Annotated in this window: 20 protein-coding genes and 2 pseudogenes; 14 read left to right on the forward strand and 8 right to left on the reverse strand. The window is 71.1% G+C overall.

Annotated features, from left to right (window positions below; all coding sequences use genetic code 11):
* Positions 1-28 precede the first annotated feature (28 nt).
* Positions 29-1,564 (reverse strand): LCP family protein, encoded by a 1,536-nt coding sequence (locus tag NMN56_RS20655; RefSeq protein WP_274046581.1) that lies wholly within the window; start codon positions 1,562-1,564, stop codon positions 29-31.
* An 80-nt stretch (positions 1,565-1,644) separates the two neighbouring features.
* Between NMN56_RS20655 and tatA the strand changes: the two genes are divergently transcribed.
* From tatA to NMN56_RS20670, 3 genes and pseudogenes are all read left to right on the forward strand, one after another.
* Positions 1,645-2,037, forward strand: a complete 393-nt coding sequence (gene tatA, locus NMN56_RS20660) for a Sec-independent protein translocase subunit TatA (protein ID WP_274046580.1) — start codon at positions 1,645-1,647, stop codon at positions 2,035-2,037.
* 119 nt (positions 2,038-2,156) lie between these two features.
* Positions 2,157-2,459 (forward strand): annotated as a pseudogene (locus NMN56_RS20665) (LysR family transcriptional regulator); the annotation flags it as partial.
* A gap of 266 nt (positions 2,460-2,725) precedes the next feature.
* Complete coding sequence (locus NMN56_RS20670; protein ID WP_274046579.1) at positions 2,726-3,268, forward strand: DapH/DapD/GlmU-related protein; 543 nt, start codon at positions 2,726-2,728, stop codon at positions 3,266-3,268.
* 120 nt (positions 3,269-3,388) lie between these two features.
* On the opposite strand, the gene NMN56_RS20675 is transcribed toward NMN56_RS20670, so the two are convergent.
* The 3 genes from NMN56_RS20675 to NMN56_RS20685 all read right to left on the reverse strand — a co-directional run bounded on the left by NMN56_RS20675 (position 3,389) and on the right by NMN56_RS20685 (position 6,376).
* The gene (locus tag NMN56_RS20675; protein WP_274046631.1) at positions 3,389-3,895 is read right to left on the reverse strand and encodes a tetratricopeptide repeat protein; all 507 of its coding nucleotides are present in this window, start codon (positions 3,893-3,895) and stop codon (positions 3,389-3,391) included.
* Between the two features lie 365 nt (positions 3,896-4,260).
* Entirely contained in the window at positions 4,261-5,721 is a 1,461-nt protein-coding gene (locus tag NMN56_RS20680; protein WP_274046578.1) for a sensor histidine kinase, read from the reverse strand.
* A 1-nt stretch (position 5,722) separates the two neighbouring features.
* Complete coding sequence (locus tag NMN56_RS20685) at positions 5,723-6,376, reverse strand: response regulator transcription factor (RefSeq protein ID WP_274046577.1); 654 nt, start codon at positions 6,374-6,376, stop codon at positions 5,723-5,725.
* Positions 6,377-6,463: 87 nt separating this feature from the next.
* On the opposite strand from NMN56_RS20685, the gene NMN56_RS20690 reads away from it, so the two are divergent.
* The 6 genes from NMN56_RS20690 to NMN56_RS20715 all read left to right on the forward strand — a co-directional run bounded on the left by NMN56_RS20690 (position 6,464) and on the right by NMN56_RS20715 (position 12,309).
* Positions 6,464-7,054, forward strand: coding sequence for a hypothetical protein (locus NMN56_RS20690; RefSeq protein ID WP_274046576.1), 591 nt, complete (start codon positions 6,464-6,466; stop codon positions 7,052-7,054).
* Positions 7,051-8,481, forward strand: a complete 1,431-nt coding sequence (locus NMN56_RS20695) for a peptidoglycan-binding protein (protein WP_274046575.1) — start codon at positions 7,051-7,053, stop codon at positions 8,479-8,481. Before NMN56_RS20690 ends, NMN56_RS20695 begins: the two co-directional genes overlap by 4 nt.
* Before the next feature lie 188 nt (positions 8,482-8,669).
* Positions 8,670-9,521, forward strand: a complete 852-nt coding sequence (locus tag NMN56_RS20700; RefSeq protein WP_274046630.1) for an ABC transporter ATP-binding protein — start codon at positions 8,670-8,672, stop codon at positions 9,519-9,521.
* Positions 9,518-10,744 carry an ABC transporter permease gene (locus NMN56_RS20705; RefSeq protein ID WP_274046574.1) on the forward strand — a complete coding sequence of 409 codons (1,227 nt, stop codon included), beginning with the start codon at positions 9,518-9,520 and terminating at the stop codon, positions 10,742-10,744. Before NMN56_RS20700 ends, NMN56_RS20705 begins: the two co-directional genes overlap by 4 nt.
* A 276-nt stretch (positions 10,745-11,020) precedes the next feature.
* Entirely contained in the window at positions 11,021-11,395 is a 375-nt protein-coding gene (locus tag NMN56_RS20710) for a nuclear transport factor 2 family protein (RefSeq protein ID WP_274046573.1), read from the forward strand.
* A complete protein-coding gene (locus tag NMN56_RS20715) occupies positions 11,392-12,309 on the forward strand; it encodes a proline iminopeptidase-family hydrolase (RefSeq protein WP_274046572.1) in 918 nt (305 codons plus the stop codon). The genes NMN56_RS20710 and NMN56_RS20715 overlap by 4 nt, the downstream gene beginning before the upstream one ends.
* A 23-nt stretch (positions 12,310-12,332) precedes the next feature.
* Here the strand turns inward: NMN56_RS20715 and NMN56_RS20720 are convergent, their stop codons facing one another.
* Together NMN56_RS20720 and NMN56_RS20725 are read right to left on the reverse strand one after the other, a co-directional pair.
* Positions 12,333-13,007: an NIPSNAP family protein gene (locus NMN56_RS20720; protein ID WP_274046570.1), complete on the reverse strand. Its 675-nt coding sequence runs from the start codon at positions 13,005-13,007 to the stop codon at positions 12,333-12,335.
* Complete coding sequence (locus NMN56_RS20725) at positions 13,004-13,876, reverse strand: helix-turn-helix transcriptional regulator (protein ID WP_274046569.1); 873 nt, start codon at positions 13,874-13,876, stop codon at positions 13,004-13,006. Before NMN56_RS20725 ends, NMN56_RS20720 begins: the two co-directional genes overlap by 4 nt.
* Before the next feature lie 190 nt (positions 13,877-14,066).
* On the opposite strand from NMN56_RS20725, the gene NMN56_RS20730 reads away from it, so the two are divergent.
* Positions 14,067-14,486 (forward strand): helix-turn-helix domain-containing protein, encoded by a 420-nt coding sequence (locus NMN56_RS20730; protein ID WP_274046568.1) that lies wholly within the window; start codon positions 14,067-14,069, stop codon positions 14,484-14,486.
* A gap of 10 nt (positions 14,487-14,496) precedes the next feature.
* Positions 14,497-14,913 carry a VOC family protein gene (locus tag NMN56_RS20735; protein WP_274046566.1) on the forward strand — a complete coding sequence of 139 codons (417 nt, stop codon included), beginning with the start codon at positions 14,497-14,499 and terminating at the stop codon, positions 14,911-14,913.
* A gap of 69 nt (positions 14,914-14,982) precedes the next feature.
* Here NMN56_RS20735 and NMN56_RS20740 read toward each other — a convergent pair.
* Both NMN56_RS20740 and NMN56_RS20745 read right to left on the reverse strand, forming a co-directional pair.
* Positions 14,983-15,201 (reverse strand): annotated as a pseudogene (locus NMN56_RS20740) (zinc-binding dehydrogenase); the annotation flags it as partial.
* Positions 15,202-15,275: 74 nt separating this feature from the next.
* Positions 15,276-17,903 carry a PA14 domain-containing protein gene (locus tag NMN56_RS20745; protein ID WP_274046564.1) on the reverse strand — a complete coding sequence of 876 codons (2,628 nt, stop codon included), beginning with the start codon at positions 17,901-17,903 and terminating at the stop codon, positions 15,276-15,278.
* A 163-nt stretch (positions 17,904-18,066) separates the two neighbouring features.
* Here NMN56_RS20745 and NMN56_RS20750 point away from each other — a divergent pair, with 163 nt between their 5' ends.
* From NMN56_RS20750 to NMN56_RS20760, 3 genes are all read left to right on the forward strand, one after another.
* Positions 18,067-19,095: a LacI family DNA-binding transcriptional regulator gene (locus tag NMN56_RS20750; protein WP_274046563.1), complete on the forward strand. Its 1,029-nt coding sequence runs from the start codon at positions 18,067-18,069 to the stop codon at positions 19,093-19,095.
* A 113-nt stretch (positions 19,096-19,208) separates the two neighbouring features.
* Positions 19,209-20,276, forward strand: coding sequence for an ABC transporter substrate-binding protein (locus NMN56_RS20755; RefSeq protein ID WP_274046561.1), 1,068 nt, complete (start codon positions 19,209-19,211; stop codon positions 20,274-20,276).
* Positions 20,276-21,877 (forward strand): sugar ABC transporter ATP-binding protein, encoded by a 1,602-nt coding sequence (locus NMN56_RS20760; protein ID WP_274046560.1) that lies wholly within the window; start codon positions 20,276-20,278, stop codon positions 21,875-21,877. Before NMN56_RS20755 ends, NMN56_RS20760 begins: the two co-directional genes overlap by 1 nt.
* Positions 21,878-21,883: the final 6 nt, after the last annotated feature.

A 21,883-nucleotide genomic window follows, 5' to 3' on the forward strand; every position in this document is an offset into this window, starting at 1 on the left:
CAGACCAGCAAGGTCCGTCAGAGGGGCCCTAACCGTAGGAGAGGCCCGAGCACAGGTCGTCGTCGGCCGAGCGGGCCTTGTCGCGTCCGCCGGGAGCGGAGGAGCCGCCCGAGCCGGAGTCCGAAGTGGGCCCGCCCTCGGGGTTGTCGGCGTAGTCGCGGCCGAGGGTGACGGTGAGGCCCGGTTCCCGCGTGGCCTCGACCTTGGCTCCGGGGAAGAGACGGGCGGCCTTCTTCGCCGCCGCGGCCTCGCCCGGCCCGTGCGTGACACGGGTGGTCGCGACGGCGGGCCCGGAGGCGTTGCCCGTCCCCGTGACGGTGAAGTCGCTCTCCTTCAGCAGTCCGGCGCCGCGTGCTGCCAGACCCGTGATGCCGGTGCCGTTGTGCACGGCGACACTGACGCCCTTCCCGGAGACGGCGCGCCGGGACTCCGACGCGCTGGGCGCCGGCTTGCGCGAGGAGCCGCCGGAGCCGGAGTCCCCGCCGGAGCCGGAGTCCGCGTCCGCGTCGAGGGGGCGGTCGGCCCTGAGGTCGGCCCACAGCTTCTCGGCCTCGGATTCGACCACCGCGACCCTGGGCCCCTGGTAACGCCAGGGGAGGGTGACGAACTTGGTGTTGTGCAGGTCGACGTCCTTGAGCGACATCGCGAAGGACACCATCTTGTCGGCCGTGCCCAGCCCCTCGTCCACGGTCAGCGACCCGGTGGCGGCGTTGGCCAGCGGCAGCAGGGTGCCCGGGCTGAAGCCCTTGTCCTTGATCTTCTTGATCAGGCTGGAGATGAAAGCCTGCTGACGCTGGATACGGCCTATGTCGGAGCCGTCGCCGATGCCGTGCCGGATACGGACGTAGTCCAGGGCCTTCTGCCCCTCGACGGACTGCCTGCCCTTGGCGAAGACGCGCTTGCCACGTGAGCCCCGGTTGGGGTTGAGGTCACCCTGGTAGACGTCGTTGGGCACGCAGACGGGGACACCTCCGACGGCCTCGGTCATCTTGGAGAAACCCGCGAAGTCGACCACGACGGTGTGGTCGACGCGCAGCCCCGTCAGCTTCTCGACGGTGTTCTGGGTGCAGGCCGGGTTGCCCTCGGCGGTCTCCCCGAGAGTGAAGGCGACGTTGAACATCTCCTTGCTCCGCTCCCGTGACCAGGTGCCGTCGGGCAACTTGCAGCGCGGGATGTCCACGAGCGCGTCCCGCGGAAAGGAGACGGCGGCGGCGTGCCTGCTGTCGTTGTAGACATGCAGCAGGAACGCGGTGTCCGAGCGTCCCACGTCACCCTCGCCCCCGCCGAACGACTTGTTCGCGCCCGAGCGCGAGTCGGAGCCGATGACCAGTACGTTCTGGCCGCCGGCCCCCGCCTCCGGGCGGTCACGGCTGAGGCCGTCACCTGCGAAGGTGGAGATGTTGCCGTTGAGCCGGTGGTAGATCCAGCCGGTACCCGCTGCGAGCAGCACCAGCAGGGACAGGCCGGTCACGGCGGCGATCCGCAGCCGTGACCTGGGCCGCCGTTGACGGCCCGCGCGCCGCGCGACGCGCCTTTCGGCGCCCGCCCTGTGACTGCCTGGCATGCACTCCCCCACCCGTCGCGCTGTTGGTTATACACTTGCGCAATGTAGCAAGCGATACTCGGAAAGGCGGACCGCCCGCGATGTTCCTCCGCAACGGCCTGGAGCCGTGGCACCTGATAGTGGTGGCGCTCGTCGTCATCCTGCTCTTCGGCTCCAAGAAGCTCCCGGACAGCGCCCGAGCCCTCGGCAAGTCCCTGCGCATCCTCAAGAGCGAGACCCGCGCCATGCGGCAACAGCCCGCCGCCGACACCGCCTCACCGGAAGCGGAACGCGGCCCCGATCCCGAACCGGGTCCTGGTCCGGGTCCGGGTCCCGGAACCGGAACCGGAACCGGGGTCGCAGCCGCAGCCCGGACTGGGGCCGGTACTGAGGCCGCGACTGGGGCCGAGCCTGGGACTGGAGCTGGGACTGGAACTGGAGCTGGGACTGGAGCTGGGGCCGGGACCAAGTCCCCGACCGAGGCGAGTACCTGACCCGACTCGCCTCCCGCCTCCCGCCTCCGGAGCCGGTGCGTGGCCGGCGCCGCCGCGTGGTCCGACAACCGGTCCCGGGCGAGCCACAACGGTCAGTTGTGCGCGCCTAGGGTGAACCGGTGGACACCGAGGCATTGCGATCGTTCGTCCGGGCGGCCCAGCTCGGACAGTTGCGCCATGCGGCCGACGAGCTGGGCGTGACGCAGCAGGCGGTCTCCAAGCGGATCGCCGCCCTGGAGCGCGAGCTGGAAGTCCGCCTGTTCACGCGTACAGCGCGAGGGGTTGAGCTGACGCTCGACGGTCAGGCGTTTCTGCCGCACGCGCGGAGCGTCGTCGCGGGTGTCGAGCGCGCCGTCGGCGCCGTAAGGCCGGGCTCCCGGGCCCTTCGGATCGACGTTCTCGGCCTGCGGACCTCGGAAGCCTGCCAGGACTCCCCGAATCGGCCTGGCTCCCGTCCTGGGCAACGGCGCCACGTCACGCCGCGACGCCAGGGACAGCGACAGCGACAGCGACAGCGACAGCGACAGCGACAGCGCGAACGTTCGCAGGCCCCCCGCCCCGGCACATCCGCTGACCCCCGCACCGGCAAAGGCGATCCGACCGGCTGCTGACAGCAGCCTCCACCCGCCCTCCCGGCCTTCGGGGCGCGGCTTGCCTCGGTCACCGGCACACCAGAAAGGACCGCAGCATGTCCAGCGACCGTCTCATGCGCATTCACAGCGCCGAATTCCAGGCCATGGCCGAGAGGGTTCTGCGGGTGACCGAGCTGACCTCCCGCCTGAACGTCCTGCCCTTCGAGGACGAAGCGGGCAAGGCGGAACTGTTCGAGCAGATACTCGGCAAGCCGCTGCCGGAGCGAGTCACGATCTATCCGCCCTTCTACACGGACCACGGACTCCATCTCGACCTCGCCGAGCGCGTGTTCATCAACCAGAACTGCACGTTCCTGGACTACGCCGGCATCCGGCTCGCCGAGCGCGTCATGGTCGGCCCGAAAGCCACGTTCATCACCGGCGGCCATCCGGTCGACCCGGAGGAGCGGCGGCTGTATCTCACCGGCGCGCCCATCGACATCGCGGAGAACGTGTGGATCGGCGCCGGTGCCACGATCCTGCCCGGCGTGAGCATCGGCCGCGACGCGGTGGTCGCCGCCGGCGCGGTCGTGGCCGACGACGTTCCGCCGGCGACCCTGGTGACCGGCAGCAAGGCCACCGTGCACCGCCAGTGGTGACAGCCTCCCCCTCGGCCTCCCCGGGGGCTCCTGTCCCGAGGGCCCCGGAGCCTCCCCTGGGGCTCCCCCCGGGTGGGTGCGGCTCTCGGTTGCCTCTCCGGGGAAGGCAGGGGATCAGGGTCAGTGGTCCTGTTCGGTCAGGAGGCGGGCGTAGTTGCCCATCGAACGCTGGTAGCGCGGCAGATGAGGGGCGAGCGCGGTCAGTACGTGCCCGACACCTTCCCGTGCCCGGCCCAGATCGGTGAGTGCGAGCGCGAGCACCGCGCGTACGGCGTCGTCCAACTGGCCCTGCGGTGCCCCCAGTTCGGGCGTGAGCAGCGCGACGCTCTCCTCCGGGCGCCCGAGGTTGCGCAGCGAACTCGCGAGCTGGATCACCGCGCGCTGCCGCCGCTCCCCCGTCAGTCCGGCACGCAGCGCGCTCTCGTAGAGAGGTACGGCCAGGTCGGGGTGGCCCGTGGAGTCGAAGGAGGACGCACGCTCGAAGTCAGCGGGCGCGCTCCCCTGTGGCTGTTCGGCGGCCAGACTCCCGATCAGGTCACGGAAGGCCGCCTCGCCGTGCTGGTCGGTGTACGCGTCGATCCCGGCCCAGGCGTCGGCCACACGACGTTCCCACTCCGCCGAGGGCAGGCTCGCGGAGGGTTCGCTCCCAGAGAGTGCGCTCGCGGAGGGTGCGGCGACCGCCGATGCGTCAGCGCCGTCTCCCCGCGCGTCAACGCCGTCTCCCGTGGCGATGGCCTCGCCCTCCGACGCGTCCGGGCCTCCCGGCGCCCGGCTCGCACCTGCGGGGGCGTTTGCCTGATCACTGCGATGCATGGGCGAAGCTTCACACAGGGTTCGGCTCCCTTGCCAGACCGTCATCCGCCCTACCCTGCGCCCCTCCGACCAGCCGACCCGTCGGCCAGCCAGCCCGTCGGCCAGCCAGCCCGTCGGACCGTCGGACCGTCGGACCGTCGGCCCTCCAGCCCGCCGTCTCCGGGGCGACTGCTACGCACTCAGGCCCATGTGGCCCTCCCCACGGGGAACGTGACCGTGATCGCGAGCCCGCCCTCGGGGCCGGGCACCGTGGTGACGCGGGCGCCGTGTGCCGTGGCGACCGCGTCCACGATGGAGAGGCCCAGACCGTGCCCCTCGGACGAGCCGCGTGGGCCGAGGCGCTGGAAGGGCTGGTAGAGGAGGGGTATACGGGCCGGATCCATGACCTCGCCGCTGTTGGCGACGTGCAGGAAGGGACGGCCTTCGCTGGTGCCGGTGGAGAGGTGTATCCAGCCGTGCCCGGGGGTGTAACGCAGCGCGTTCTCCACGAGGTTGATGACCAGCCGTTCGACGAGCGCGGCGTCACCGCGCGTGGCTGCCGGCGCCAGAGCCGTGCCCGTACGGGCGTCCTCCCGGTCACGCAGCACGTTCCTGGCGACCATCGCGAGATCGACCGGGCCCGCGCGCTCGGGGTCGAGGCCACGCTGACCGCTGGCGAGCGTCAACAGGGCCTCGATCAGCCGCTCTTGACTCTCACCGGCGGCAAGCACCCTCCGACACACCTCACGCAACGCCTCCACGTCCGCCGCGTCCGCCTCCGCTGCCGCGTCCGCCTCAACGTCCGCCGCGTGCGCCTTCGCCTTCCCGTCCGTCTCCGCCGCCGCGTCCGCCATCGCCACCACATCCACGTGCGCGTCCACGCCCGTATCCGTGACCGAGGCAGTCCCCGTAACCGCACCCGTCTCCCCAACCGGATCAGCGCCCGAGGCCGGGCCCGCCCTCGCGTCCCGGCCCGCTCCATGGGCTGCCAACGCGACCTCGATCATGGCGCGTTGGAGCGTGAGCGGGGTACGCAGCTCGTGCGAGGCGTTGGCGACGAACCGCTTCTGGGCCTCGAAGGCCGCGTCCAGCCTGGCGAGCAGCCCGTCGAACGTGTCACCGAGGTCCTTGAGTTCGTCGGAGGGGCCCGCGACGGCCAGCCGCTCGTGCAGGTTGCGTTCGGAGATCCGCCGCGCCTTGTCCGCCATGGTGCGTACGGGGCGCAGCACACGGCCCGCCATGAGCCAGCCCAGCGCAACGGAGACGGCCGTCATACCGCCGAGCGCGACACCGGACTCGGTGAGCAGCGTGCGCAGCTCGGCGCTGCGGCGTTCGCTGACGACATCCTCGATCTGGGCCCTGAACCGGCTGGGCGCACCGGGCATCGGCCCTGCGCTCCCCCAGGCGGCCCGTACCCGGGTGTCCTTGGAGACGGGACTCTGCGCGACGAGGACAAAGGTGGAGGCCAGCAGCGCGGCGCCGGAGACGAGGAAGAGCGCACCGTACATCAGCGTCAGCCGGAGCCTGGCCGACCAGCGGATGGGACGGCACACGGGCCCTGACACGGTGTCCGGCGTCTCCGACAGGGTGTGCGGCGTCTTCGACACGGTGTCCGGCGTCTCCGACACGGTTCGCGGTGCCCCGGGCACGGTGTCCGGCATCTCAGATGCGGTACCCGGCATGGGGCACGGTCTCGATCACGGGTGGATCTCCCAGCTTGCGGCGCAGCCTGCTGACGGTGACCTTGACGGTGTTGGTGAACGGGTCGGCGGACTGGTCCCAGGCCCGCTCCAGCAGCTCTTCGGCCGAGACGACGCCTCCGCGCGCCGCCATCAGCAGTTCCAGCACGGCGAGTTCCTTGGGCGACAGGTCCAGCCGCCGGCCCGCGCGCCGCGCCTGCCGCTCGGCCGGCACCAGGGTGAGGTCGCCCCGGTTCAGTACGGGCGGCACGGCGGGCGTGGAGCGGCGTGCCAACGCCCTGACCCGCGCGATGAGTTCGGCGAAGGCGAACGGCTTCGCGAGGTAGTCGTCGGCGCCCAGTCCGAGCCCGTCGACGCGGTCCTCGATGGTGGAGGCGGCGGTGAGCATGAGCACGCGGGCGCGCGCTCCGTTCCGGGCCAGTGCGCGGCACACCTCGTCGCCGTGCAACCGGGGCAGATCGCGGTCGAGGACGATCACGTCGTAGTCGTGCACGGTGGCCTCCTCGACGGCGCGCTCACCGTCGAAGGCCAGGTCGACGGCCATGCCGTCGCGGCGCAGCCCCGTGGCCACCGTCTCGGCCAGCTCCCTGTGGTCTTCCACGATCAGCACACGCATGGCGCCAGCATGCGCGAAGGGGCATAACAGCGGCGTAACACCGCCCGTTCCCGCCGTGTAACCCTCTGCCGCGTAGAACTCCCTCCCATGGTCATCACACGAAAACCAACTCTTCTGCGCGGCCTGCCCGTTGCCGCGATGCTGCTCTCCGGCGTCCTGCTCACCGGCTGCGGAGGCGACTCCTCGGCGGAGCCCTCGGCGAAGGAGAGCAGCGGCGGCGCAAGCTCCGGCGGCGGTGAACGAGCCGGCGGGGGTGCGGGCAAGGGGTTCGACAAGGCCCTGGAGTACGCGGAGTGCATGCGGGACAACGGGGTGACCGACTTCCCCGACCCGAAGCAGGACGGCGGCGGCGTCCGGATGGAGGTCGACAAGGCGGCGCGGGACTCGCCCCACTTCAAGAAGGCTGAGCAGGCGTGCCGCGACAAGGCACCCCAGATGGGCGGCGGGGGCGGCGGCAAGCCGCTCGACGCGGCGAAGGTCGCCGCCTGGGCGCAGTGCATGCGCGAGAACGGGCTCACCGACTTCCCCGACCCGGAGATCAACGGCAGCGCCATGTCCCTGGACCTGCGGGAAAGCGGCATCAGCCCCAAGAGCAAGCCGTTCCAGGACGCGCAGAAGGCGTGCAAGGACAAGTACCCCGGCGGCGGGCTCATGATGAAGGGCGGAGGCCCCCAGTGACACCCCACGAGGAGGCCACACCCACCGGCGACGAACCACCCGCCCGGCACGGCACGACCACGGACGCCGGGACCACGGACGCCGGGACCACGGGCACCGGGACCTCGGACCCGGTGCCCACGGACGAGGGGCCGCAGCGGCGTACGAAGCGCCCGCTGCGGGCCTCCCTGATCACGCTGGCCGCGATCACGGCCGTCGGCGCGGCCGGAGTCGCGGCGACCGGCTCGTTCGGCGGGAGCGCCGGGACGGCGGAAGCGCCGCGCGCTTCGGGCCCCGCACGCACGGCGAAGGTGGAGCGCACCACGCTCACCCGTACGGAGACGGTGGACGGAACCCTCGGTTTCGGCACGCCGTCCACGGTCCAGCAGACGGGCACCAGCACAGGCACCGGCACCGGCACGGGCACCAGCACAGGCGCCGGCACGGACACCGGCACCCCGGGCGACGGCAACTCGCAGGCGTCCGGGTCCGCCGCCCCACAGGGGTCCGGCTCCCCATCCGGCCAGGGCGGCGAACAGCCGGGCGAGGGGGAGCAGTCGGGCCGGGGTGACGGAGAGGACGAGGCGGGGATCGTCACCTGGCTGCCCGCCGAGGGCGAGACGCTCACGCGCGGCGAGACCGTCTACAGCGTGGACGAGCACAAGGTGCCGCTGTTCTACGGTTCCAAGCCCTTCTACCGCACGATGAAACCGGGCACCGAGGGCGGCGACGTCGAGACGCTGGAGAAGAACCTCTCCGCGCTCGGATACTCCGGCTTCACCGCCGACGACACGTACACGGACGGCACGGCCGACGCCGTACGGGACTGGCAGGACGACATGTCCCGCGAGGAGACCGGCACCGTCGGGCCGGGGGACGCCGTGGTCGCACCGGGTGCGCGGCGCGTCTCGGAACTGAAGACCTCGCCGGGCGCCCTGTCCGGCGGCGAGGCGCTCACCTGGACCGGGACCGAGCGCAACGTGACGGTCGATCTGGAGGCGGGGTTCGAGGATCTCGTCGAGAAGGGCACCAAGGCCACGGTGGGGCTGCCGGACGGCGGCACCGTCGAGGCCGAGGTGACCGACATCGGCTCGCCCTCGGGCTCCGGGGAGGCCAAGGAGGGAGGTTCCGAGGAGTCCGGAGAGGGCTCAGGAGCCGACGAGGCGACGCTGCCGGTCGAGCTGAAGGTCGGCGCGCAGCGGGAACTCGGCCGCTACCAGGCCGCTTCCGTCGATGTGACCCTCAAGGCAGAGACCCGTAAGGATGTGCTGGCTGTTCCGGTCAACGCGCTCCTCGCCCGGTCGGGCGGCGGCTACGCCGTGGAGACCACGGGCGTCGACGGGCGGAGCCGGCGCACGCCGGTGAAGCTGGGGATGTTCGCGAACGGCAAGGTGGAGGTGTCCGGCGCGGGCATCAAGGAGGGGCTCGACGTGGGGGTGCCCCGGTGAGCCACGCGCACACACCACCACAGGGCACCGCGGCGCCGGGAGCGCCACCGTCCCCCACCACACCGTCCACCACGCAAGGTACCGCCACACAAGGTCCCGCCACACAGGGCCCCACCGCACAGGACCCGTCGCCGTCCACGGCCGCGGCGCCGGGTGGCCGGCCGGCGCTCGACCCGCCGGTCGTCGAACTGGCGGGCGTATCACAGCGGTACGGGGACGTGACCGCGCTCGCCGACGCCGACCTGGTGATACGGCGGGGCGAACTCCTCGCCATCGTCGGCCCGTCGGGCTCGGGCAAGTCCACGCTGCTCAACATCATGGGCACGCTCAGCCGCCCGTCGGGAGGCACCGTACGGATCGACGGACACGACGTGGAGGACCTGTCCGACCGCGAACTGTCCGCTCTGCGCGCGGGAACGATCGGCTTCGTCTTCCAGCAGTTCCACCTCTCCCCCGGCGTCACGGCGCTGGACAGCGTCTCGGACGGGTTGCTCTACGGGGGTGCGCGGCGGGCCGAGCGCCGCGCGGCGGCCGAGAGGGCGCTGCGCAGGGTCGGCCTCGGTGACCGGCTCCGCCACGAGCCGCACCAGCTGTCCGGAGGCGAGAAACAGCGCGTCGCCATCGCACGGGCCGTGCTGGGCGGCCCCTCCCCGGCCTCGGGCACGGGCGGCGAAGGCGGAGGCGGAGGAGGCGAAGGCCCCAAACTGCTGCTCGCCGACGAGCCCACAGGTGCGCTCGATTCGCGGTCAGGAGCCGCGGTACTGGAACTGCTGCACGACCTGCACCGCGCCGGTACCACCGTCGTGATCATCACGCACGACCGGGACATCGCGGCCTCACTGCCCCGTGAAGTGCGGCTGCGGGACGGGCACATCGAGCACGACGCGCGGCCCCCCGGCGGCGCACCCTCACGGCACGCCGCGCCCGCACCACCCGGTGCACTCCCACCGTCCGCACCATCACCCGGTGCACCCAGTGCGTCCAGTGCACCCGCGCCGCAGGACGCGCCCCACCGGGCTTCCGCCGGGGGCGTCCGATGACGGCCCGTACGCCGCGGGAAGCGGGGCGTGCCAGGCCGCGGGCCGCGCGGATGAGTCCCGCCGATGTGCTGCGCGTGGGCGGTTCGGGACTGCGGTCGCGGCCGATGCGGGTGTTCCTCTCCGCGCTGGGCATCGCGATCGGGATCGCCGCGATGGTGGGGGTCGTCGGCATCTCGACCTCCAGCACCGAGGACCTGAACCGCAGGCTGAACGCGCTGGGCACCAACCTGCTCACCGTGACGCCGGGCCAGTCCTTCGACGGCGACGAGGCCCATCTTCCGGCCGGCGCCGTTGACATGATCGGGAACATGCCGGACGTGGAGTCGGTCTCCGCCGTGGGCAAGACGGACGCCAACGTGTTCCGCAGCGACCACGTGCCCGAGGAGGAGACGGGCGGCATCTCGGTGTTCGCCGCCCGTACCGACCTGCCGGAAACGGTCGGCGCCGAGGTCACGGCAGGGCGCTGGCTGAACGCTGCCAACGCCCGCTACCCCGCCGTCGTGCTGGGCCCCACGGCCGCCGAGCAGCTCGGCGTGCGGGACCCGGGGCCCGACACCCAAGTGTGGCTGGGCGACCGCTGGTTCAGCGTCGTCGGAGTGCTCGCACCCAACGAACTGGCGCCGGACCTGGACAGCGGCGCACTGGTCGGCTGGGGCGTGGCCGAGCGTTACCTCGGCTTCGACGGCTACCCCACGACCGTCCACACCAGGGCGGAGGAGACGGCCGTCAACGAGGTCCAGGAGGTGCTGGGTCCGACGGCCAACCCCGAGAACCCCAGCGAGGTGAACGTCTCGCGCCCCTCCGACGCGCTCGCCGCCAAGCAGGCAACCGACGACACCCTCAGCGGCCTGCTGCTGGGACTCGGCGCCGTTGCCCTGCTCGTGGGCGGTGTGGGCGTCGCCAACACCATGGTGATCTCGGTGCTGGAGCGGCGTTCGGAGATCGGCCTGCGCCGGGCACTGGGCGCCACCCGCGGACAGATACGCGGACAGTTCGTGTGCGAGTCCCAACTGCTCTCCGCGCTCGGCGGGATCGGCGGCGTACTCCTGGGCATCGGCGTGACAACGGGCTACGCCGCCTACCAGGGCTGGCCCTCCGTCGTACCCGCCTGGGCGATGGCAGGCGGCGTCGGCGCCACCCTCCTCATCGGCGGCCTCGCCGGTTTCTACCCCGCCGTACGAGCCGCCCGCCTCCCCCCGACCGAAGCCCTGGCAACCGGCTGAGCCCGCCCACCCCCGCGTACCCCCGACCCGGCTACAGCCACGCGTACAGCCACGCCCACGACCCCGCCGTGGCGTATCAAATGGCCGCCGCGAATTCAAAACCGCTACGGGGACGCATTCCTCTGCCGGAAGCGGCCCGGTAAATCAAGACTTACTTTTGCGGGTTCTCTTCCCTACGGTGAGGGCGACCCACCTGCTCCCGAATGCCGGACGAAGCGCTGCGGAATCGTGCTGCGCCCGTGCGTTCGGCAGGTAACGGCGGAAAGGGAAACGGATATGGAACGTGACCTCGGTGAGAACGCCATTCAGTGTCTGCGGCGGCTGGAGGCGTACGACTTCGACGGTATGCGCGCGATGTTCACGCGCGCGGCGACCGTATGGCACAACGACGGAAAGGGTGAGCAGACCATTGACGAGAAGGTCGGACAGCTCAAGCCACTTGCGGGGGCCTTCGATGCACTGCGGTTCGAGGTGACCCGGCAGTTCCGGAAGGGGAACGAGGTGCTCCAGCAGCAGGTACTTCATCTCACGCGGGCGGACCGGTCCCGCAGCGAAGTGCACGCCACGGTGTACTTCCGCTTCGAGGGCGGCCTCATCGACCGGATGGAAGAGTGCGTCTGCTCCGTACCGGCCGGCGGGCGCCCGGCATGAGCGCCGTGGACGTGACCGAAGGCAGGGTGTCCGTGCCGGGAGGCGAGGTCTGGTGGCGCAGGATGGGCCGCGGCGGGCCTCCGCTGCTGCTCGTGCACGGTGGGCCCGGGTACCCGAGCGACCCCCTGTTCGCACCGTTCGAGCCGCTCGCCCGGGAACGGGAGGTCATCTGGTACGACCAGCTCGGAGTGGGGCGCTCGGACCCGGTCGAGGACGCCTCGCTGCTGACGGTCGACCGGTTCCTGGACGAACTCGGCGCGGTGGTCGAAGGGCTCGGTCTGGAGCGGCCCCATGTCTACGGCCACTCATGGGGCGCCATGCTCGGCCTTCAGTTCGCGGCGCAGCGTGCGCCCGACTGGTCGAGCCTCGTCTGCGCCAACGGGCCGGCGAGCGTGCCCCGTTTCGTGGAGGAGGTCCGTGGGCTGCTGGCCGGGCTCCCTGGCGATGTGCTGGACCGTACCTACGGCCGTGAACTGCGGGGAGAGACCGCTGACCCGGACTACGCCGTCGCCCAGGACGCGTACATGCGGGCATGCGTGGTGCGCACCGCGGAGGTCGGCCTCGACCCTCGGCTCATGAGCCTGGATACGTTCACGACGCTGATCGGCCGGGCCGACTACCACGTGACCGGAACCCTCAAGGACTGGGACATGTTCGACGAGTTGCACCGCATCCGCGTTCCCACACTCGTACTCGGCGGAGAATTCGACGAATGCGTACCCTCGCATCTCGCTGATATCGCGGCCCGTATCCCGGATTCCGAGCACATCACGCAGTACGGTGCCGCGCATATGGGCTTCCTCGAAAAGGAGCCGCTCCGTACGGAGTATGTCGCGCTCATCCGGGACCACATGGCCCGCATCGACGCACGCAGCCGCTCAAGGAAGCGCCCTCGCCAAGGAGGCGCCCGGTGAGCCCGCCCGCCGACGGCGTCCCGTCAGGTGAGCGGCGAGAAAGGGGTCGGCCAGGCGATCAGTGAGGTGGCTTCCAGGATCTCCTCGGGGCCGCCGGGCGGGGGCCACTGCCCTGAGGCGTAGAGGTCCCTGCGGAGGGCGACGCGCTCGTCGAGGCTGTGGAACGGCCAGATCTGAATGATGCGGGTGGGCCCGTCCAGCGCGTACATCACCACCGTCAGCGGATCGATGCGGTGCCTCTCGGGCAGTGCCTTGCGCCAGCCCGCGATCGTCGCGGGCAGACCGCCGGGGCGCAGGTGGTAGTCGCGGATCTCGTACGCGGGCCCGAACCGGCCCGTCCGCACGGGCGGGACGAACGGGAACGGCGCGAAGCTCTGCATCGTGAGGTCGGTCAGATGGTCACCGGCACCGAAAGGGCGGTCGCTGGCGCGCGCCCGCATCCGCTCCCGCGACAGCTCCGCCTCATCGGTGAAGCCGCGCAGCACGAGCAGCCGCCCGAGGGTGCCGTTCTCGGTCTGCCAGCAGCCCAGAAGCTCGCCGTGCGCTTCGGGGCTGTTGACCCAGGGCTCGACCCCGGCGGCGGCGCGGTCGCCGTCGAGCAGGCGGAAGGCGAGGGTCGTCAGCTCGTACCGGATGTTCTGGTGTTCCTGAGGGACGTCTTCTCCGGTGATCGGCGCCGGCTGTGTCATCGCCGTCATCGCTGTGCCTCCGGCTGGGTTCCGGTGCGGGTGTGGGTCCAGCTCGCGAGGAGGTCCAAGGCCCGTTTCGAGGGGGATTCCGGCTCGGCCGTGTAGACGAACAGGGTCGTGTCGGGGTCGCCGGGCGGGGAGAGGGTTTCGTAGGCGACGGTCAGTTCGCCGACCAGCGGATGGCTCAGGCGTTTGGTGCCGTGCGTGCGCTGGTGGACGCGGTGCTGCTCCCACCACTGGTCGAACTCGGGGCTGTGGGCCCGCAGTTCGTCGAGAAGTTCGGCCGTGGCCGGGTCGTCAGGGTTCCGGCCGACCTCAAGGCGGAGGCTCTCGACGGCGGCCCGCGCCTGCTCCTCCCAGTCGAGGAACAGGGAGCGTGCCTCGTCGTCGAGGAACATCCAGCGTGCGTAGTTGCGGTGCCGGGGCGGCAGTTGCTCGAAGTCGGTGAACAGCGCCCTGGCCATCCGGTTCGCCGCGAGGACATCGGTGCGCCGCCCCAGGACGAGGACGGGTTCGCCGTCCAGCGCTTCGAGGAGCTGGCGGAGGCCGGCGCGTACCCGCTGGACACCACGGGGGCGCCGCCGTACCGGCCCGGCCTGCACCCCGATGAGGTCCCGCAGGTGCGCACGTCCCGCCTCGTCGAGCCCGAGGGCACGGCCGACGGCTTCGACGACGGCGGGTGAGGGAGTGATGGGGCGCCCCTGTTCGAGGCGCGCGTAGTAGTCGGTCGACACCCCCGCCAGGAGCGCGACCTCCTCGCGGCGCAGGCCCGGCACCCGGCGGACGCGGCCGTCCGAGGGCAGCCCTGCCTGCGTGGGGTCGCTCTGACCGCGTGCTCGCCTGAGGAAGTCAGCCAGTTCACGGTTGTTCACAGTCACGTACAACAGTGTCTCCGATCCCCCGCATTCCTGACTGGCCCTCCCCGTCCCAGGACGCGGAGTCCGAGGTCGCACAGGGCCCGGTAGGCGCCCTCTGATACGTCGCGGAGCCGCTGCGTCACCGTAAGGAACCGCCCTGACCGGCGCACACCGGCGCCGGGGGCGCCGGGCGCTGTGGGAGGGTGGACGGGTGAACCTGGAGGATCTGGCCCGGTTGCGCCGGGCCCGTGACGCGATGGACCGCGACTACGCGCAACCGCTGGACGTTCCGGCGCTGGCGCGGGTCGCCCTGATGTCATCGGGACACTTCTCCCGCAGCTTCCGTGCCGCGTACGGGGAGACGCCGTACGGCTATCTGATGACGCGCCGGATCGAGCGCGCCAAGGCGCTGCTGCGGCGGGGTGACCTGCCGGTGACGGAGGTCTGCTTCGCGGTCGGCTGTACGTCGCTGGGCTCGTTCAGCTCGCGCTTCACCGAGCTGGTCGGCGAGAGCCCCAGCGCGTACCGGGCACGCCGCCATGACGAGGGCGCCGCCATCCCCGCGTGCGTCGCGAAGATCTCCACGCGGCCGGTCAGGAACGGAGAAGCGAAACCGACCCCCGGCCCGTAGCGTGACGCGCATGGACATCAAGCTTTCGACCTGCTTCATCGCCGTCGACGACCACGACAAGGCGCTCGCCTTCTACCGCGACGTTCTCGGCATGGAGGTGCGCAACGACGTCGGGTTCGAGGGGATGCGCTGGGTGACCGTCGGCGCACCGGCGCAGCCCGATGTGGACATCGTTCTCGAACCGCCCCTCGCCGACCCGAACGCCTCGGCGGCCGACCGGCAGGCGGCGGCCGAGCTGCTGGCGAAGGGCCAGCTGCGCGGCGTCATCTTCCAGACCGGCGATGTGGACGCCACCTTCGAGCGCGTACGCGCGGCGGGCGGCGACGTGCTGCAGGAGCCGATGGACCAGCCCTACGGCGTCCGCGACTGCGCCTTCCGCGACCCCGCGGGCAACATGCTGCGCTTCAACCAGCCCCGCAAGGACTGAGACCGCGCCCTGTGCGGTGAGGCGGACACCTTCCGTGTGGCCGCGCTCACCCGCGGCCCCACGGCGGGATCAGAGGGTGAGGACGAGCTTGCCCCGGAGGTGACCGCCGTCGAGCAGCCGGTGCGCGTCGGCGACGCGCTCGAAGGGGAATGTCTCCTGCACATGGACCCCGAGCCTGCCCTCTTCGACGAGGTCGACGAGACCTCTCAGGGCGACCGGATCGGGGTCGACCGCGATGCTGCTGAAGCGCATGCCTGCCGCCTCGTACGTGGCGACGAGCGCCGGATCGCAGCGCCGGGGCTCGGGGCCGGCCTGCCCCGAGCCCCAGAGGGCTGTGCGCCCTCACCTCTCACAGGTACGCCTCACCTCTCACAGGTGAGGGTGCCGTCTGCCACCCCCTCGATCAGTGCGCTGTGCGCGTCGCGCAACCGGGAGGCGTCGGCCTTGAGCACCTCGCGGTCGTAGGTGAGCAGGCCGTTCAACTCCCCTTCCAGGTCGGTGATCTGGGTGTAGACGGCGCCGCTGCTCCCGGAGCACGCGGCGAACCGCCGCACCTCCGCCAGCTTGGCGAGATATTCGTCCGTGTACTTGTCCTTCTCGACGCCGACGTACGTGTGCCGCACGGGCCACGCGTGGCCGGGAACGGCGAGTCCCAGTCCGCCGTACTCCCCGCTCACCAGCGCGCGTGAGCCGTCGGGAGCGGGCAGTTGCGCGTGGGGATAGCCGTGCGCGTCGGAGATGTCGCCGTTGCCGCCGTCCACGGCCCCGCAGCAGTTGTGGCCGCTCATGTTGTTGACGAGGCGGGTGGGGTCGAGGGACTTGGCGTAGTCCGCGATCCTGGCCTGGTCGTACTGGCCCCAGCCCTCGTTGAAGGTGACCCACATGATCACCGAGGGATGGCTGTCGTGCTGCGCGATCATCTGCTTCATCTCGTGCTCGTACTGCGCGCGTGCCGCGGTGTCCGGGGTGCGTCCCGCCTCCATGGACGGCATGTCCTGCCAGACCAGCAGGCCCAGCCGGTCCGCGTGGTAGAACCAGCGGTCGGGCTCGACCTTGATGTGCTTGCGTACGGAGTTGAAGCCCATCTTCTTGTGCGCGCGCAGGTCGTAGGCGAGCGCCTCGTCGGTCGGCGGCGTGTGCAGGCCCTCGGGCCAGAAGCCCTGGTCGAGGGTGGCCATGGAGAAGACGGGCTTGCCGTTGAGCACCATGCGCCGTTTGCCGTCGACGGTCTCGACGGAGATCTCCCGCATCCCGAAGTAGCTCGTGACCGCGTCGGCCGAACGCCCCTTGCCCACGGTCACCTTGAGCGTGTAGAGGTGCGGGTCGTCGGGTGACCACAGGTGGGGCGAGGGCAAGGGGACGCCGACCGGTCCGCTGCCGGTGCCGGAAGCGCGGCCGACCTCCTTCTTCCCGTCGTAGGCGACGGCCGTGACGGGCACGCCGTCACGTACGCCGCGCGCCTTCACGGTGACCTTCTCGCCCTTCACGTCGGGCGTCGTCTTCACATCGGTGGTGTGATCGGCGGCGACGGGCTCCATCCACACGGTCTGCCAGATGCCGGACGACGGGGTGTACCAGATGCCCTCGGGGCTGAGCCGCTGCTTGCCGACGGGAGGGTTCTCGCCGTTGTCGGCGTCGGTCGGGTCGTAGACGCCGACGACGATCTCCTGGTGGCGGCCCGGCTTGAGCGCGTCGGTGACATCGGCGGTGAAGCGGTCGTAGCCGCCCTTGTGGTCGGCGACCCGCTTGCCGTTGACGTAGACGGTCGCCTGCCAGTCGACGGCGTCGAAGTTGAGCCGCAGCCGCTTGCCCGAGCCGACCTTCCAGTCGCGCGGAACGGTGAACGACCGCTTGTACCACATGCGTTCCTCGTGCCGTTCGACCCCGGAGAGCCGGGATTCGACGGGGTAGGGCACGAGGATCTTCTCGTCGAGCTTGTTGCGCTTGCCGAGCGGCGGCTGCTCGCCCTTCTCCGCGCCGGCGAACTGCCAGGTGCCGTTGAGGTTCTTCCACTTGTCGCGCTTGAGCTGGGGGCGCGGGTACTCGGGCAGCGCGTTGTCCGGGCCGACGTCCTTGGCCCATCTGGTCTTGAGCTGGTACGTCGAGCGGTTGTCGCCCGAGGTCCAGAAGTCCCCGACGGGCTTGCCCCCGGCGGTGGTGAGGCCGCCCTCGCCGTCGTAGCGCACCTCGGCCGAGCCGCCCTGGCCGACGACGGGTTCCTTCAGTGCGACCAGCAGCTTGCGGGAGTCGCGGGGGTCCTGGCGTGCTGCGCCCAGTAGCCACTTCGCGCCGCCGATGACCGCGCTGACGTGCTCGCTCAGCCGGGCAGGCGGCGCGGCGAGCGGCTGCGGGAAGCCGAGTTCGAGCACGCGTCCCGACTTCTGGACGTGCACGCGGTCGGGCCCGTCGTAGGCGAAGTCCTCCGGGACCGTGTAGGCGGACTGCGGAACGGCGGTCTTCTTGCCGCCCGGCGGGGTCCAGCGCACATGGAGGTTGGAGCCGCCCTCGTGCTCGAAGTACTCGACCTTGAGGTCGTACGTCCTGCCGCCCTCCAGCTCGACGGGCTGCGAGGACTGCTCCTTGTCCCAGTCGTCGACCCAGTGGTCGATGACGGGCCTGCCGTCCAGCCACATCCGGAACCCGTTGTCCCCGGTGATGTGGAAGGTGTGCTTCCCGGACTTCTCCGGGGTGAGCCCGCCGGTCCAGCGGACGCTGGCATCATCGGCGCTGCCGGTGCGCTCCTTGAGGCGGGGCTCCAGGTCGTTGAAGTCGAGCGAGGGGTCGAAGGCCGTGGCCTTGAGCGTGCCGAAGTCGAAGGCGCCAGGGGCCGACTGGGCCCAGTACTCGCCCTTGAGGCCGTGGGCCCTTGGCGGGTCCGCCTGGGGTTCGGCCGCGGCGGCGAGGGGTCCGGCGCCGAGCGCCGATGCGAGCAGAGCGAGGAGGGCGAATGCGGCGGTGAGGGCCGCGGGCCAGGTGGATGCGCGTCTCACGATACCTCCGGGTCCGTGTGTCAGAGGTCGGTTACGGCTCTGCCCCTGTGGCTGATCCATCTTGTATAACGTTGGAAACAGGGGCAGTTGGCATGACAGCACGCCCGCTCTGCCCTGTCCAGGTGCCTGACACCGCAGAGACCCAGAGGGAAGTGGGGCCCAAGTGAGGGTGAGTCTCAAGGACGTCGCGGAGCGCGCGGGAGTGTCGATCAAGACCGTGTCCAACGTCGTGAACAACTACGAGCACATCACCCCGGCCACCCGGGAGAAGGTCCAGCGCGCCATCGACGCGCTCGGCTACCGCCCCAACCTGACGGCACGTCACCTGCGCAAAGGCCGTACGGGCATCCTCGCGCTGGCCGTGCCGGAACTGGGCAACCCGTACTTCGCCGAACTGGCGGGAGCGGTGCTCGACGCCGCCGCCGAGCACGACTACACCGTGCTGCTCGACCACACCCAGGGCCGCCGGGCCCGCGAACTCCTGGTCACCCAGGGCTTCCGCGCCCGTGTCATCGACGGACTCATCCTCAACCCGCTGGAGCTGGAGGCCGAGGACCTCGCCTCGCGCACGGACGAGGTGCCGCTCGTGCTCATCGGGGAGCGGCGCTATGACCTGCCCTACGACCACATCGCGATCGACAACATCGCCGCCGCACGCACGGCCGTGCGGCACCTGCTGGACCTGGGCCGCCGCCGTATCGCCTTCCTCGGCGCACGCGGCGACCGGCCCAGCCGTCCCGCGCATCTGCGACTGCTGGGCTGGCAGGCCGAGTTGGCCGCCTCGGGCGTGCCGGCCGACGAGACGCTGGTCGCGCCCGTCGAGGGCTGGGACCGCGCGGACGGTGCTGCGGCGATGGGCGCGCTCCTGGACGCGGGGGCACGGCCCGACGCGGTGTTCGCCTACAACGACCTGATCGCGATCGGCGCGATGCGGGCGATGTCCGAACGGGGGCTGCGGGTGCCGGAGGACATCGCGGTCGTCGGGTTCGACGATCTGACCGAGGGGCGGTACGGGGCTGTGACGCTCAGCACCATCGCCCCGGACAAGCGGGCGATCGCGCGGCTCGCGGTCGAGTCGATCGTCAAGCGCCTGGACGGCACCGCCAGTCCGGCGCCTCACCAGCTCCAGCCCGGCTTCGAACTGGTCGTACGCGAGAGCACGGCAGGGCCTGCCGAGCGGGCTTCGGCGTGAACTTCCGGCACACGCTGCGGCGTTGGGCCTGACGGGAGCCCTTTACACGGGCGTTCCAACGATGTAAAAACCCACCCGACGCTGTGTTCCCGCACACACCCGTGGGGTAAGCCATGAAGCCGTTCGTCAGACGCCTCTCCGCCACAGCACTTCTCACCACTCTCACCCTCACCCTGGGCTGTGCCAAGGGTGAGGACGACACGTCGGCGCCCAGCAAGGGCGCGAAGGACAGCGGGCAGGTCGCGGCCGAGCCCACGGCGGGCGCCAAGAGCTGCGACCTGGCCGCTTACGGCGGCAAGAAACTCGACCTCGCCAACGCCACCGTCGGCTTCTCCCAGTCGGAGAAGGAGGCGAACCCGTTCCGGATCGCGGAGACCGCCTCCGTCAAGGCCGAGGCCAAGAAGCGCGGCATCAAGCTGCTGACCGCGAACGCGCAGTCGCAGTTCTCCAAGCAGATCAGCGATGTGCAGGACCTCATCGCCAAGGGCGCGGACCTGCTGGTCATCGCGCCGCTGAACTCCGACGGCTGGGAGCCGGTGCTCAAGCAGGCGGCGGCGAAGAAGATCCCGATCGTCACGGTGGACCGGAAGATCAACGCCAAGGCGTGCGAGGACTATGTGAGCTTCATCGGCTCGGACTTCGTCGAGCAGGGCCGCCGCGCGGCCGACCAGATGATCAAGGCAACGGGCGGCAGCGGACAGGTCGCCATCCTGCTCGGCACCCCGGGCAACAACGTCACCACGGAGCGCACCAAGGGCTTCACCGAGCGGCTCGCGCGCAAGGCACCGAAGCTCAAGGTCGTCTTCAAGCAGACGGGCGAGTTCGCGCGGGAGAAGGGCCAGCAGGTCACCGAGCAGCTCATCCAGTCCAAGCCGGACATCGACGGGATCTACGCCGAGAACGACGAGATGGGCCTCGGCGCCGTCAACGCGCTCAAGGGCGCAGGCAAGAAGCCGGGCGAGGTGAAGATCGTGACCGTGGACGGCACCCGCAACGCCGTCCAGGGCATCGTCGACAAGTGGATCTACGGCGTCGTGGAGTCCAACCCCCGCTTCGGGCCGCTGGCCTTCCAGACACTGGAGGACTTCGGCAAGGGCGGGAAGGTCGGCCAGAGCATCGTCATCAAGGACAGTGCCTACACCCCCGCCAACGCCGAGCGGGACCTGAGCAAGGCGTTCTGATGCCCGCGACAGGCGCGCTGGACGTGCCGGAGGTGCCGGACACGGCGCAGGCGCTCTCCGTGCACGGACTCACCAAGCGCTTCCCCGGCGTACTGGCCCTGGACGCCGTCGACTTCGGCGTCCAGGCAGGCGAGGTGCACGCGCTGATCGGTGAGAACGGGGCAGGGAAGTCCACCCTGATCAAGGTGCTGACGGGGGTGTACCAGCCCGACGAGGGCGAAGTGCGCCACCAGGGCACGCCCGTGGCGTTCGGCACGCCGCTCGCCGCGCAGCGTGCCGGGATCTCCACCATCTACCAGGAGGTCAACCTCGTTCCGCTGATGAGCGTGGCCCGCAATCTCCACCTGGGCCGCGAACCACTGGGCCGCTTCGGGCTCATCGACTTCTCCCGTATGCACCGCGAGGCGGCCGAGACGCTGCGCGCCTACGGTGTGCACGCCGACGTACGCGGTCCGCTCGGCGAACTCGGCGTCGGGGCCCAGCAGATGGTGGCGCTGGCCCGCGCGGTCTCCTTCGAGGCGCGCGTCGTCATCATGGACGAGCCGACGTCGTCGCTGGAGCCCCGCGAGGTGGAGACGCTGTTCGGGGTCATCAGGCGGCTGCGGGACGAGGGCGTGGCCGTGGTCTACGTCAGCCACCGGCTCGACGAGCTGTACGCCGTGTGCGACACGGTGACCGTGCTGCGGGACGGCAGGCGCGTCCACACCGGGCCGCTGGCCGAGCTGGAGCGGCTGCGCCTGGTGGCGCTGATGCTGGGCCGCGAGATGGGCGAGGTGCGGGCCGAGGGTACGACCAAGTTCGGCGGCGAGCACGAGGCCGCTTCCCAGGAGCCCGTACTGCGGGCCGAAGGGCTCAGCGTGCCGCACCAGTTGCACGGGGTGTCCTTCTCGGTACGGCCCGGCGAGGTGGTGGGCCTGGGCGGCCTGCTGGGTTCGGGGCGTACCGAGACGGTGAAGGCCGTCGCGGGCGCGCTCCAGGCGAGCGCGGGACGGGTCACCGTCGCCGGCGTTCCGCTGCGCGGGGGCTCCCCCGCGGCGGCGATCCGCGCGGGCGTCTCGCTGCTGCCCGAGGACCGCAAGGCCGAGGGCATCGTGCCGGGGCTCTCGGTGCGCGAGAACATCGCGCTGGCGATGCTGCCCCGGCTCTCGCGTGCGGGGCTCGTCTCGGAGGCCCGGATCGACGCGCTGGTGGGGACGTTCATGGAGCGCCTGCGGATCAAGGCGTCCTCGCCCCGGCAGAAGGCGGGCGAACTCTCCGGCGGCAACCAGCAGAAGGTGCTGCTGGCCCGCTGGCTGGCGACCGAGCCGAAGGTGCTGCTGCTGGACGAGCCGACGCGGGGCATCGACGTGGGCGCCAAGGCCGAAGTGCAGCGGCTGGTGGACGAGTTGGCCGCCAACGGGCTCGGTGTGGTGCTGATCTCCTCGGACCTGGAGGAGCTGATCGAGGGCTCGGACCGCGTGGTGGTGCTGCGCGACGGCGCCGTCGTGGGCGAGCTGGCAGGAGACGAGGTCACGGAGGGCGCGTTGATGGAGGCCATCGCCGCGGCGGCGGTCCAGGGGCCGGGCGATCCGGCGGGCCGCGAGGAGGCGCCGCGTGACTGAGGTCGC

Source organism: Streptomyces iconiensis (genome assembly GCF_028657195.3).
In the GTDB taxonomy this organism is placed as follows: Bacteria; Actinomycetota; Actinomycetes; order Streptomycetales; family Streptomycetaceae; genus Streptomyces; species Streptomyces iconiensis.